The following is a 13,192-nucleotide window of genomic DNA, read 5'->3' as shown; positions in this document are numbered from 1 at the left end:
TTCACGCGGTCGGCGCAACCCGTGCCGCCGACCGGTGCCGGCGTCCCGCGCGTGGGGAGACTGGCAGGGTGCCCGGCGTCCTCCCCGCCCCGCTCTCCGACCTCCTGCGGCGCAACAACGACCCGATCGTCGTGCAGACGGTGCGCTCCACCGTGGCCGCGGTGCTGTCGTACGCCGTGGCCGTCTGGCTGCTGCCCAACCCCGCGCCGCTGACGGCTCCGCTGACGGCCCTGCTCGTGGTGCAGGTGACGCTCTACACGACGGTGACCACGGGCGTCCGACGGGTGGTCAGCGTGGTGGCGGGCGTCCTCATCGCGGTCGGCTTCGCGGAGCTGATCGGGCTGACCTGGTGGAGCCTCGGGCTGATCATCCTGGCGTCGCTGGTGATCGGTCACTTCATCCGCGTGGACGAGTTCGTGGCCGAGGTGGCGATCAGCGCGATGCTCATCCTGGCCGTCCCCGCCCCCTCCGGCGAGGCGCTGGACCGCATCCTGGAGACCCTGGTCGGGGCGGTCGTCGGGGTGCTGCTGAACGTCGTCGTGCCGCCCCCCGCCTTCGTGGAGCCGGCCGGTGACGCGGTGCGGGAGCTGGCCGAGCACATGCGGGCGCTGATGCTCCGTATGGGGCGGGAGGTGCGCGACGGCGCCACCGCCGGGCAGGCCCGCTCCTGGCTGATGGACGCACGCCGGCTGGACAACGAGATCGCACGGTTCGACGCCTCGCTGCGCAGGGCGGAGGAGGGGACCCGGCTCAACCCGCGGGTGAAACCGGCGGAGGGCGCGATGGCCCGGCTCCTCCTGCGCAGCGGGCTGGACACCCTGGAGGTGTCGACCGTGCTGCTGCGGACGCTGTGCCGCTCGCTGACGGAGCTGGACCGCGAGCGCGGCGCGCGGGAGCCGCTGTTCACCGGCGAGCTCGCCTCCGGCATCGACGAGTTGTTCGCCGACATGGCCGACGCCGTCGACAGCTACGGCCGGCTGATCGCCGCCCAGGTCACGGAGGGCGCGGACCAGGCGGAGGCCCGGCTGGAGGACGCGCTGCGGCGCGGCCGGGAGGAACGGGACCGGATCGCGGCGCTGCTGCGGGCGGAGACGGAACGGCGCTGGGAGAGCTGGGACCTGTACGGGGCGCTGCTGGCCAACATCGACCGGCTGCTGGACGAGCTGGACCTGGAGAAGCGCTCGCTGTGGCTGTCGGAGCAGCTCGTCGCCGCCGCGCCGCACTCGACGACGCTGCCCGGCCGGATGCGCCGTCAGGCCCGCTCCGCCGCCGCCCGGCTGCGCCTGAGGTCCCCCGGTGGGACCGGTTCCGGGCGGGAAGGACGGTGATCATGCCTCATGCTGGTGGGATGGACCTGCTGAACGTGTGCGTCGCCGGGGCGACCGGCTGGACCGGGGAGGCGGTCGCGCGCGCCGTCCTGGACTCCGGGGACCTGCGGCTGCGGACGGCGGTGGCTCGGTCGGCGGCCGGCGCGGACCTCGGGGCGGTGTGGGGCGGTCCGGAACTCGGGGTGCCCGTCTTCAGCACGGTCGACGACGCTCTGGACGGCGTGGACGTGCTGATCGACTACACCTCGCACACCGCGGTCGGGCGTCATGTGCGCACCGCCGTGGTCCGCGGGGTCAACGTCGTGGTCGGCTCGTCGGGCCTGTCCGGCGCGGACTACGAGGAGATCGCCGCGCTGGCCGAGGAGCACGGTGTCGGCGTGGTGGCCTCGGGGAACTTCTCGCTGACCGCGGCCATGGCGCAGGCCTGCGCCCGGCTGGCCGCCCGTCACCTGCCGCACTGGGAGATCCTCGACTACGCCTCCGCGACCAAGCCCGACGCCCCCAGCGGCACCGCACGCGAACTCGCCGAACAACTGGGCGCCGTACGGCGGCCCGAGTACGCCGTCGACCCGGGACGCACGGCGGGACACCCCGAGGCCCGCGGCGCGTCGATCGCGGGCACGCAGGTCCACTCACTGCGGTTGCCGGGCTACACCCTCGCCGTGGAGGCACAGTTCGGGCTGCCCGACGAGCGCCTGGTGATCCGTCACGAGGCGGGCACCTCCCCCGCCCCCTACGTCGCGGGGACCCTGCTCGCCGCTCGCGCGGCCGCGACACGCCGGGGTCTGGTACGCGGTCTCGACACGCTGTTGCTCAGCGGGGACTGACGTTCCGTACCTCGTGGCACTGCGTCACTTCCTTGGCCACGCTGTCGCCCGGACGCTCCGCTCGACGGGCGGCCGTTGACCGCGCGACGTACGACTGGATCGCAGGGGCGGCGGCGACCGCCGTCCGCCACCCGTCCGAAGGAAGGACACTCATGCGAACCAGTCTGATGCGCCGCACCGCTCTCGGCGTCGCGACCGGACTTCTTGCCACCGGCCTCTTGGCCGCCTCGACCGGCAGCGCCGTCGCCACGGCGGCCAGCGACGACGGCGGGAACGGCTCCTACAGCAAGGGCAGCGACGACTACGGCGACGACGACAACGGCTACGGCGACAACGGCGGGGACAACGGGAACAACGGCTACGGCGACAGCGACAGTGGCCGCGGCGGAGGCGGCGGCAACGGCCGCGGCGGCGGGGGCGGAGGCGGAGGCGGGGACAACGGCGACGACGACGGCGGCTACGGCGACAACGGCCGCGGCGGCAGCGGTGGCGGGGGCGGCGGTGGCGGAGGCCGGGGCAACGGCGACGACGACGGCGGCTACGGCGACAACGGCCGCGGCGGCAGCGGTGGCGGAGGCCGGGGCAACGGCGACGACGACGGCGGCTACGGCGACAACGGCCGCGGCGGGGGCGGGGGCGGGGGCGGCCGTTCCGACTGGAACGACAACGGCGCCAGCGGTCGCGGCGGCGACAACGGCGACGACGACGATGACGACAACGGCAACGACAACGGCGGGGGCAAGGGCGGAAAGGGAGGCGGTAAGGGCGGCAACGGGAACAACAGCGACAACGGAGACAACGCGACCTACAAGGACAAGGACGACAACAACGGGAAGGGCAGCAGCAAGGGCAGCAAGGGCAAGAGCGGAAAGGACAACAAGGGCAAGAAGGGCAACAAGGGTGGAAAGGGCCACGACAAGGGCCACCACAAGAAGTACAAGAAGCACCACAAGAAGCAGTGCAACAAGCACGGCTACCGGTTCAGCTTCAGCTACAAGTACAGCGTGAGCTATGGCTATGGCGTTGGGTTCGGCAACGGCGTCCACGCCCTCGGTCTCGGCAAGGGCCACAACGACTTCGACTACGGGTTCGGTGACAAGTCCGGCCGCGGCTACGGCGGCCTGTACAGCTCGGGTTCGCTGAACGTGCTCATCTGACGCGGGGCTGCCGCCGGGTACGACGAGGGCCGGGAGGAACGTTGTGTTCCTCCCGGCCCCGCGTACGTGCGCTTTGCGTCAGCCGAGGTCGGACGCGTTGATGTAGCCGCTCTTGACCAGCAGCTTCTCGTAGTTGAGCTTGTCGACGCCGACCGGGGAGATCAGGTACGACGGCACGACCTTGTTGCCGTTGTCGTACGTCGAGTTGTCGTTGATCTCAGGCCGCCTGCCGCTGAGGATGTCCTGGGCCATCTGGACCGCGCGGGCCGCGAGCTTGCGGGTGTCCTTGTAGACCGTCATGGACTGCTCGCCCTTGATGATCTCCTTCACCGAGTCGACCTCGGCGTCCTGGCCGGTGATGACCGGCATCGGCTTGGCCGTGGTGCCGTAGCCGGCGGCCTTCAGCGCCTGGATGACGCCGCGGGCGATGCCGTCGTTGGGGGCGAGGACGGCGTCCACGGTGGAGCTGCCCTTGTAGTGGTTCTTCAGCCGGGTCGCCATCGTCTCGGTGGCGATCGCCGCGTCCCAGTGGAACGTCGCCACCTGGCTCAGGCGGGTCTGGTCGCTCTTCACGACCAGCTGGCCCTTGTCGATGTAGTCCTGGAGGACGTCCATCGCGCCCTTGAAGAAGAACGAGGCGTTGTTGTCGTCGGGGTCGCCGGCGAAGACCTCGAGGTTGTAGGGCCCGTTGCCGGACTTCAACCCGAGCTTCTGCTCGATGTACTTGCCCTGGATCGTGCCGACCTGGGTGTTGTTGAAGCTCGCGTAGTAGTCGACGTTGCTGGAGCCCAGCAGGAGGCGGTCGTAGGCGATGACCTTGACACCCGCCCTCGACGCCTTCTGGAGGGCGTCGCCGAGCTCGAATCCGTCGACCGCTCCGATGATCAGGAGCTTGTCGCCCCGGTCGATCATCGCCTCGACCTGGTCGACCTGCGTGTTGACCTTGTCGTCGGCGTACTGCAGGTCGGTCTTGTACCCCTGGGCCTTGAACAGCTTGGACATGTTGTCGCCGTCGGCGATCCAGCGGGTCTGCTTCTTGGTGGGAAGGGCGATGCCCACCGTGACTTCGCCGCCCTGCCCGCCCGAATCGCCGCCGCAGCCGGTGGCCGCTGCCGTCAGGGAGAAGGTGAGGACCACCAGGGACACGGTACGCAGCCTGGCAGTTCTGCCAGCGTGCATGGGACTCAGTTCCTTTCGGGCCGAACAAAAGTGTGCTCTCATCGCCCACCCCCGAGAGCGACAGTGTCCGGGCCCGTCACGGAGATCCGTGGCAGCCCAGCGATCCGCCGGAGCCCGGTGAACTGCTGATGCGTCAGGCCCGAGGAATGCTGTGGGAGGACGACGGCAGCACGCCACGCTCCCGGTCCCGGCGAGGCCCGTGACCACCGGACCCCACCTGGACGGATACCTCGAAGTTGGATCCGGACAATAGCACAGCCACTCGTACGGACGTTCAGCCGACCGGCACCGCGTTCGGGCTCGCCTGGGTTCCGCTCCCGGGGACCGGCTCGGAGGCGTCGGCGCCCAGCGCGACGATCCTGTTGTCGGCGTCGACGTGCACCACCCGCGGCCGCAGCGCGCGGGCCTCCGCGTCGTCGACCTGCGCGTAGCTGATCAGGATGACCAGGTCGCCGGGGTGCACCAGGTGCGCGGCGGCACCGTTGATGCCGATCACCCCGGAGCCGCGGCGGCCCTCGATGACGTAGGTCTCCAGTCGGGCGCCGTTGGTGATGTCCACGATGTGGACCAGCTCGCCGGGCAACAGGTCGGCGGCGTCCATCAGATCGGCGTCTACGGTGACGGAGCCGACGTAGTGCAGGTCGGCCTCGGTCACGGTGGCACGGTGGACCTTGGACTTGAACATGGTGCGCAGCACGGCTCACACTCCTGATGCGGACGGTCGCGTCCCGGTCGGGGTACGCGCCTGATAAGGCCATGGTAGTCGGCGCGAACCACCGGCCCCGAGGTACCCGTTCGCGTCAGTGACTGCCGCTTCCGCCCCACCTCTAGGCACGTGGACCAATAGCCGGATATCTTCCCTGCCTGCCGCCTCGCCGCGGCGTGGCACAGGCTCGGGGAAGGGGCGCCGTGCGCGAGTTCAGCCTTCCGCCCCGGGCGGAGCAACTGCGGTCGGGGGGACTCGCCGACTCGGTGTACGACGCGGCCGACAGGCGCCCGGACTCGGCCGTCCTGGCCCGGCGCGAGGGGCACGAGGGCGATCGCTGGCAGGAGGTCGGCGCCGCGGCCTTCCGCGACGAGGTGGCCGAACTGGCCCGCGGTCTGGTGGCGGACGGTGTCCGCTTCGGCGAGCCGGTGGCGGTGATGGCCCGCACCCGGTACGAGTGGACGCTGTTCTCCTACGCGCTGTGGTCGGTGGGCGCCCGGATCGTCCCCGTCTATCCCACCTCCTCGGCCGAGCAGGTCCGCTGGATCCTCGCCGACTCCGGGGCGGTCGCGGTCGTCGTCGAGCACGAGGACCACGCCATGACGGTGGGCGCCGTCTGCGACACGCTGCCCGCGCTGCGCCGGATCTGGCAGCTGGACGCGGGGTGCGTCCCGTGGCTGGCGGCGCTGGGCCGGCAGGTCCACCCGGTGATGCTCGACCAGTTGCGCTGGGCGGTCGAGCCGCAGTCGGTGGCGGTGATCGCCTACACCTCGGGCACCACGGGGCCGCCCAGGGGCTGCCTGATCACCCACGCCAACCTCGCCGCCGAGTGCGACACGCTGCTGGCCGGGTACGGCTCGATCTTCGCCCCGCCGGGGGTGCGGCCGTCGGTGCTGGCGTTCCTGCCCATGTCGCACATCTACGGGCTGATGGTGACCACCTGCGCGGTGCGCGGGGGCGTGCTGCTCGGTCACCAGCCCGACCTGACGCCGGGCGAACTCCTCCCGGCGTTCCGTTCCTTCCGGCCGACCATCCTGCTCGCCGTCCCGTACGTCTACGAGAAGATCATCCAGGGCGCGCGGAACACCGCCGCCCGCGGCGACAAGGCCCATGTCTTCGACCGGGCGGCGGACGTGGCGGTGCGCTACGCCGAGGCCGTGGAGCGGCACGCGCTGGGCTCGGGTCCGGGGCCGGGACCGCTGCTGCGGGCGGCGCACTCGGCGTTCGACCGGATGGTCTACGGGCGGATCCGGGACGTGCTGGGCGGGCGCGTGCACTACACCGTCTCGGGCGGGTCCCCGCTCAGCCGGGAACTGGCGCTGCTGTTCGCGGGTGCCGGGCTCACCATCTACGACGGGTACGGGCTGACCGAGACCACGGCCGCGGTGACCGCGCAGCCGCTGGGGAAGGTGCGCTTCGGCACCGTGGGCCGGCCGCTGCCGGGCAGCGCGGTGCGGATCGCACCGGACGGCGAGGTGCTGGTGCGGGGGACGACGGTCTTCGCCGGCTACCACGCCGACCCGGTCGCGAACCACGAGGTGTGGCGCCGCGGCGGCTGGATGGCCACCGGCGACATGGGCTCGCTCGACCCGGACGGGTACCTGACGATCACCGGGCGGAAGAAGGACATCATCATCACCAGCGGCGGCAAGAGCGTGGCGCCGCTGGTGCTGGAGGAGCGGCTGCGCGCGCACCCGCTGGTCTCGCAGTGCATCGTGGTCGGCGACAACAGGCCCTTCGTCGCGGCGTTGATCACCCTGGACCGGGAGGCCGTCCAGCTGCGGACCGCGATGGCCGAGCCGGACGTGCACGCCGAGGTCCAGCGCGCGGTGTCGATGGCCAACGCGGCGGTCTCGCGGGCCGAGTCGATCCGGGCGTTCCGCATCCTGCCGCACGAGTTCTCGGTGGAGAACGGGATGCTGACGCCCTCGCTGAAGCTCCGCAGGAACACGATCGTCAGCGAGTACGCGGCGCAGATCGAGTCGATCTACGCCTCTCCGGCCCCCTGACCGGCTCCGCCGGCGCCGCCCCCGTCGAGCAGCCGGCACAGCCGGTCGAGGAACGTCCGCTGGGCGGAGAGGATCTTCCCGTGGGCGGCCGGGCCGAGCGGGAACCACGCGGCCCGGTCGACCTCGGGGAACTCCCGGACCCGGCCCGAGCCCCGGGGCCACTCCATGGAGAAGGTCCCGGGCACCACGAGGCCGGTGTCGAAGTCGCCCTCCAGCGCCCAGACGGTCACGACCTTCCCGTTGGGCTGCAGGTTCTCGCCGAGCGGCAGCAGCTCGCCCGGCGGCACGGGCAGGCCCAGTTCCTCCAGGAACTCGCGCCGGGCGGCCGCCTCGGCGGTCTCGTCGGGCTCGTACTCGCCCTTGGGGATGGTCCAGGCCCCGGCGTCCTTGGAGGACCAGAACGGGCCGCCCATGTGGGCCAGCAGCACATCGGGCGCGCCGCGCGAGGTGCCGCGGAAGAGCAGGATCCCCGCGCTGCGCTTGACCGCCTTGTCCGTCATCCGACCAGTGTGGCCGGTCAGCCGCGGGCCAGCCACAGGTCGGGGCCGAAGACCTCGTAGTGCACGTCCGCGGCGGGCACGCCGCGTTCGATGAGCTGGCTGCGCACGGCGCGCATGAAGGGCAGCGGGCCGCACAGGTAGGCCCGCAGGCCGTCCGGCAGGTCGACGCCTGACAGGTCGACCCGGCCGGTGCGGTCGCCGGGGACGGCGTCGGTGCCCGGGGCCTCGTACCAGAAGTGGGCGCTGCCCCCGGGGAGCTTCTCGGTCAGGGCGCGGTGGTCGGCGGCGTGGGCGTGGTGCCGCGGCGTGCGGTCGCCGTGGACGACGGTCACGGGGGCGCCGTAGCCGTCGCCGGCGAGCCGGTGCAGCATGGCGAGCATCGGGGTGCAGCCGATGCCGGCCGAGGCGAGCAGCAGGGGCCCGCCGTCGTCGTGGAGGACGATGTCGCCGTAGGGGGCCGACAGCTCGACCAGGGCGCCCTCACCCACGTGGTCGTGGAGGTGGCCTGAGACTTCGCCGGCCGGGTCCCCGGCGACGCCGCGCTCGCGCTTGACGGTGATCTGCCGGGTGGTGTCGCCGGGGGCGCCGGAGAGGCTGTACTGCCGGATCTGCCGGGCGCCGTCGGGGAGTTCGACGCGCACCGAAACGTACTGGCCGGGGCCGAAGTCGGGCAGCGGCAGGCCGTCCGCGGGACGGAGCCGGAGGGAGACGACGTCCTCGGTCTCCTGCACCTTCCCGGCGACCTCCCAGGGGCGCCAGGTGTCCCCGGCGAGGACGCCGTGCTCGGCGTACAGCCGCTGCTCGATGGCGATGAGGGCGTTCGCCATCAGCCAGTAGACCTCGTCCCAGGCGGCGGCGACCTCCTCGGTGACGGCGTCGCCCAGCACTTCGGCGATGGCGGCGAAGAGGTGCTCCTGCACGACGTGGTACTGGCCCGGGGTGATGCCGAGCGACGCGTGCTTGTGGGCGATGCGGGAGAGCATCGCGTCGGGGCGCTGTCCGGGGTGCTCGACCAGGACGGTGGCGAAGTGCGCGATGGCTCCGGCGAGCGCCTCGCGCTGCGTGCCGGCCGCCTGGTTGCCGCGGTTGAACAGGTCCCTCAGCAACTCGGGGTGGGCGGCGAAGAGCCGGTCGTAGAAGAGCGCGGTGATCTCGGAGATCGCGCCGCCGACGGCGGGCAGGGTGGCGCGGACGGTCGCTGCGGACTTCTCGCTGAGCATGGACGGGCTCCCTAATTGGTATCTGATACTCGCATTAAAGGACGTACGAAGGCCCACCCTCGGCGGGCGGTCGGTTCGGACGGGCCGGGTCAGCCCCGCGGACCGGGCGGGCCGGAGCCGACCAGCCCCACCAGGACGGGTCCGGTGGGCGCGGCGGTCAGATCCGCGACGGTGAGCGGGTCCAGGGAGGCGTAGAAGGCCTCCTGCGCCCGGCGCAGCGCGCCACGCAGCCGGCAGGCACCGGCGAGCGGACAGGGCGTCTCGCCCTCGCAGTCCACGACGTCGCCGACACCCTCCAGCTCCCGCACCAGGCGGCCGACCGAGGCCGTCCGCCCGGCGGCGGTGAGCTCCAGGCCACCGCCGCGCCCCCGGCGGGTCTCGACGACCCCAAGGTGCTGCAGCCGGGCCACCACCTTGGCCAGGTGCGAGTACGGGACCCGCATCGCCTCGGCCACGTCCCGGGCGGTGGACGGCTCGTCCTTGACGGACAGGGCCATCACCGCGCGGAGCGCGAGGTCGGTGGACTTCGTCAGGCGCATACCTTGAGGCTAGATAATGCGCATCAGGGATTCAAGTTAAGAGGGGGGCGTGCGGCCCACGTCACACGTACTCCGTGGCGGCGTCCAGGAGCCAGTCGGCGAGGTACCCGGCGAAGGAGGAGCGGACCAGCACCCAGAAGCCCGCCCGCACCTCCTCCCTGGCCACCAGCACCACCTGGGCGCGGGCCAGCGCGGTCTGCGCGCAGCGGCCGGGGGTGAACGCCCGCGGGTGCAGGTCGAGCGAGCAGCCGTGGGCCAGCAGGTCGCGGGCGCGGGGGCCGGAGACCAGCAAGGTGGTGCGCTGGGCGGAGACGTCGGTGACGGAGACGTGCGCCTCGCCCGCGGCCTTGCGCAGACGGGCCTCCAAGTCCTCCTGGGCGCCGGGCGGCCCGACGACCAGCCACTGGTCGGGGCCGAGCCACAGGACCGCCAGGTCCCCGGTGCGGACGGCCGTGCAGGGCTCCAGGGGCAGCGGTGCGCCCAGGGCGAGCCCGGCGGCCTCGGCGGCCGGGCCCCCGGGGTCCAGGCGCAGGTCGATCTGCGTGAGGAAGGGCAGTTCGGCCAGGCGCAGGGCGCCTCCCGAGGCGCGGGTCGCGGCGGCGAGCCGGCCGGCCGCGGCCGACAGCGGACTGAGCCGGGCGACGGTGTCAGCCATCACGGCGGGCCCCCTCGGGGTCGTAGAGGACGGGGGAGGCGACGGTCACGGGCACCAGACGGTCGCCGACGGGCGCGTACAGCCGCTCCCCCACCCGCTCCCGGCCGCCCTTGACCAGGGCGAGCGCGAAGGTGCGGCCGAGGGCGGCACTGCGGTAGCTGGAACTGACGTGGCCGAGCGCCGGGACGGGCGGTCCGGGCGGCACCGGGTCCGCGACGAGGTGGGTGCCCTCCGGAAGCAGCAGGCCCGGGTCCTCGGGCAGCAGGCCGACGAGGTGCTTGCGGTCGGGGCGTGCGGTGTCGGTGCGGGCGTGCGACCGCTTGCCGATGAAGTCGCGCTTCTTCTTCGACACGACCCAGCCCATGCCGAGGTCCTGCGGGGTGACCGTGCCGTCGGTGTCCTGGCCGACGATCGGATAGCCCTTCTCGGCGCGCAGCACGTGCATCGTCTCGGTGCCGTACGGGGTGGCGCCCGCGGCCCGCACCGCCTCCCACAGGGCCGTCGCCCGCCAGGGCCATACGTTGATCTCGTACGCGAGCTCCCCGGAGAAGCTGATCCTGCACACCCTCGCCGGCAGCCCCGCCACCGTCGCGTCGCGCCAGGCCATGAAGGGGAAGTCGGCGTTGTCCACGGCCAGTCCGGGGGCGAGCGCGCCCAGCACCTCGCGCGAGCGCGGGCCCACGAGGGCGACGGTGGCCCACTGCTCGGTCACCGAGGTGCAATGGGCGCGCAGTTCCGGCCACTCGGTCTGCAGCCACTCCTCCATCCAGTCCAGGACGGCCGCGGCGTTGCCCGTGGTCGTCGTGACCAGGAAGCGGTCCTCCGCGAGCCGGATGACCGTGCCGTCGTCGAAGACCATGCCGTCCTGGCGGCACATGACGCCGTAGCGGATCATGCCCGTGCGCAGGGTGGACATCAGGTTGGTGTAGAGCCGGTCCAGGAGCTCCGCCGCGTCCGGGCCCTGGACGTCGATCTTGCCGAGGGTCGAGGCGTCCATGAAGGCCACGTCCTCGCGGGCGGCCCGGCACTCGCGAAGGACGGCCGCCGCCATGTCCTCGCCGGGGCGCGGGTAGTACCGGGGGCGTTTCCACTGCCCCACGTCCTCGAAGACCGCGCCTCCGGCGAGGTGGAGGTCGTGCAGCGCGGTCACCCGGACCGGGTCGTGGAGCGCCCCCCGGTCGCGGCCCGCGATCGCGGCGAAGGACACCGGCGCGTACGGGGGACGGTACGTCGTCGTGCCGAGCGCGGACACCTCCACGCCGAGCAGGCCCGCGACGACGCCCGAGGCCAGGACGCCGGAGGTCTTCCCCTGGTCGTTCGCGGTGCCCGCGGTGGTGTACCGCTTGGTGTGCTCCACCGAGCGCATCCCCGTACCGGCCGCGCGCGCCAGGTCGGCCACGGTGACGTCGCGCTGCAGGTCGACGAAGCGCGGGCCGGGGGCCGGGACGGGGACGTCGAAGAGGGCGGTCGGCGGGCGCCCGGGTCCCGGCTCCGCCGGCGGGACGAGGGGCCGCGCCGGCGTGAAGCCCTCGGCCGCGAGCGCCCGGGCGGCGGCCGCCACGCCCTCCGCGGGTGTGGCGGCGAACTCCACTGCCTGGTGCGTCGATCCGGGCACCGGGATGAAGGTGCCGAGGGCCCCGTCGTACCGCAGGGCACCGCCCGCCTGGCTGTAGAGGTGGCCCACGGGGTTCCAGCCGCCCGAGACCAGCAGCAGGTCGGCCTCGATCCGCCGGTCGCCCACCAGGACGGCCGTCAGCCGGTCCGACCCCTCGGTGCCGGTGACGTACGCGCCGTCGCGCGCGTCGACCACCGCCGCGATCTCCACGCCGGCGGCGGCCAGGTCGCGCACGACGTCGCCGGTGCTGTCGTTGGTGGTGAACACGACGGCCCGGCGCCCGGGTACGACGCCGTAGCGGCGGACGTAGGCGCGGGCCGCGCCGGCCAGCATGACGCCGGGACGGTCGTTGTCGGGGAAGGCCAGCGAACGCTCGTGCGCGCCGGTGGCGAGGACGACCCGGCGGGCGCGGACGCGGTGGACGCGTTCGCGGGACACGCGGGCGGGGGCGGCGGCGCCGAGGTGGTTCGTGCGCCGCTCGACGGCGAGGACGTGGTTGTCGTCGTAGTGGCCGAAAACCGTCGTACGGCGCAGGACGCGCATCCCGGGTTCGGCGGCGAGGAGGGCCTCGGTCTCCGCGGCCCAGTCCAGGTGCCGTCCGCTGCCGAGCAGGCTGCCGCCCGGTTCCGGCTGGTCGTCGGCGAGGATCACCCGCGCCCCGCTGCCGGCCGCCGCGGCCGCCGCCGCGAGCCCGGTGGGGCCCGCGCCGACGACCAGCAGGTCGCAGTGGGCGTGGACGGCGTCGTAGCGGGCCGGGTCGGGCTCGGTGGCGAGCCGGCCCCGACCGGGCAGGCCGGTCGCCACGAGGCCGTCGTACAGCTCGACGGTCGTCGCGGGCAGCATCGGTTCGGGGAACGGGAACTCGATCTGCACCAGGGCGTTGGGCTCCTCCACCCCGGCGGAGAAGATGCCGCGCGGACGCCCCAGCCTGATGCCGGTACCGGTGGCGACGACCCCGTGGGCGAGCAGCGCGGAGGCGAGGGTGTCCCCGCGGTAGCCGGTGTACGTGGTGCCGTCGAAGGTGAACGTCAGGGGCGTGGCGCGGTCGATCCGCCCGCCCTCGGCGAGCCGGAAGGGCTGTGCCGGGTCACGCGCGGGCCGCAGGGAGGGGGCCGGGGCGGCCGGCGCGCGGGACGGCGTCGGGCCGGCGGGCGGGGACGCGGCCTCGCCGAGGTCCGGTGCCGGGCCGAGGTCCGGGGCGGACGCGCCGGTGACGAAGCGGTTCGTCGCCGTGTCGCGCACCGCGTCGAACCAGCGGCGGCAGCCCGCGGTGTGCATCCAGCGTTCGGCGAAGGGACCCTTGGGGTTGTCGCGGAAGAAGAGGTGGCGGGCCCACTCCTCGTCCGTCAGGGCCGCCGGGTCGCGCGGGTAGGCGAGGTGCGCCTGACCGCCGTAGTGGAACTCGGCCTCGTCGCGGGGCCCGCACCAGGGGCAGGGGATGAGCAGCATCGATCGGG

The 13,192-nt window shown here is 73.2% G+C and carries 11 protein-coding genes; 4 read left to right on the top strand and 7 right to left on the bottom strand.

Annotation, left to right across the window (positions count from 1 at the left end):
* Positions 1-68 precede the first annotated feature (68 nt).
* The 3 genes from ABZ312_RS21275 to ABZ312_RS21265 all read left to right on the top strand — a co-directional run bounded on the left by ABZ312_RS21275 (position 69) and on the right by ABZ312_RS21265 (position 3,312).
* Positions 69-1,328 carry an FUSC family protein gene (locus ABZ312_RS21275; protein WP_500323120.1) on the top strand — a complete coding sequence of 420 codons (1,260 nt, stop codon included), beginning with the start codon at positions 69-71 and terminating at the stop codon, positions 1,326-1,328.
* A gap of 20 nt (positions 1,329-1,348) precedes the next feature.
* The gene (gene dapB / locus ABZ312_RS21270; protein ID WP_500323118.1) at positions 1,349-2,155 is read left to right on the top strand and encodes a 4-hydroxy-tetrahydrodipicolinate reductase; all 807 of its coding nucleotides are present in this window, start codon (positions 1,349-1,351) and stop codon (positions 2,153-2,155) included.
* A 152-nt stretch (positions 2,156-2,307) separates the two neighbouring features.
* Complete coding sequence (locus tag ABZ312_RS21265) at positions 2,308-3,312, top strand: hypothetical protein (protein WP_500438481.1); 1,005 nt, start codon at positions 2,308-2,310, stop codon at positions 3,310-3,312.
* Positions 3,313-3,390: 78 nt separating this feature from the next.
* Here ABZ312_RS21265 and chvE read toward each other — a convergent pair whose 3' ends face one another.
* Positions 3,391-4,491: a multiple monosaccharide ABC transporter substrate-binding protein gene (chvE, locus tag ABZ312_RS21260; protein ID WP_500323116.1), complete on the bottom strand. Its 1,101-nt coding sequence runs from the start codon at positions 4,489-4,491 to the stop codon at positions 3,391-3,393.
* Positions 4,492-4,765: 274 nt separating this feature from the next.
* Positions 4,766-5,188, bottom strand: a complete 423-nt coding sequence (gene panD, locus ABZ312_RS21255) for an aspartate 1-decarboxylase (RefSeq protein ID WP_499515347.1) — start codon at positions 5,186-5,188, stop codon at positions 4,766-4,768.
* Positions 5,189-5,400: 212 nt separating this feature from the next.
* On the opposite strand from panD, the gene ABZ312_RS21250 reads away from it, so the two are divergent.
* Positions 5,401-7,206, top strand: a complete 1,806-nt coding sequence (locus ABZ312_RS21250; protein WP_500357186.1) for an AMP-dependent synthetase/ligase — start codon at positions 5,401-5,403, stop codon at positions 7,204-7,206.
* Here ABZ312_RS21250 and ABZ312_RS21245 read toward each other — a convergent pair.
* The 5 genes from ABZ312_RS21245 to ABZ312_RS21225 form a co-directional block, all read right to left on the bottom strand.
* Positions 7,185-7,706, bottom strand: a complete 522-nt coding sequence (locus ABZ312_RS21245) for an NUDIX hydrolase (RefSeq protein WP_500438479.1) — start codon at positions 7,704-7,706, stop codon at positions 7,185-7,187. The genes ABZ312_RS21250 and ABZ312_RS21245 overlap by 22 nt on opposite strands.
* A 17-nt stretch (positions 7,707-7,723) precedes the next feature.
* Entirely contained in the window at positions 7,724-8,926 is a 1,203-nt protein-coding gene (locus ABZ312_RS21240; protein WP_500323111.1) for a globin domain-containing protein, read from the bottom strand.
* An 89-nt stretch (positions 8,927-9,015) separates the two neighbouring features.
* A complete protein-coding gene (locus tag ABZ312_RS21235; protein WP_500323110.1) occupies positions 9,016-9,465 on the bottom strand; it encodes an RrF2 family transcriptional regulator in 450 nt (149 codons plus the stop codon).
* A 61-nt stretch (positions 9,466-9,526) separates the two neighbouring features.
* The gene (locus tag ABZ312_RS21230) at positions 9,527-10,120 is read right to left on the bottom strand and encodes a sarcosine oxidase subunit gamma (protein WP_500323108.1); all 594 of its coding nucleotides are present in this window, start codon (positions 10,118-10,120) and stop codon (positions 9,527-9,529) included.
* Complete coding sequence (locus ABZ312_RS21225; protein WP_500438477.1) at positions 10,113-13,184, bottom strand: sarcosine oxidase subunit delta; 3,072 nt, start codon at positions 13,182-13,184, stop codon at positions 10,113-10,115. The genes ABZ312_RS21230 and ABZ312_RS21225 overlap by 8 nt, the downstream gene beginning before the upstream one ends.
* Positions 13,185-13,192: the final 8 nt, after the last annotated feature.

It is taken from the genome of Streptomyces sp. NPDC006207, assembly GCF_040613835.1.
Classification (GTDB): Bacteria; Actinomycetota; Actinomycetes; order Streptomycetales; family Streptomycetaceae; genus Actinacidiphila.
The sequence above is the reverse complement of the archived record's forward strand: the minus strand, read 5'-3'. Positions and strand labels throughout refer to the sequence as shown.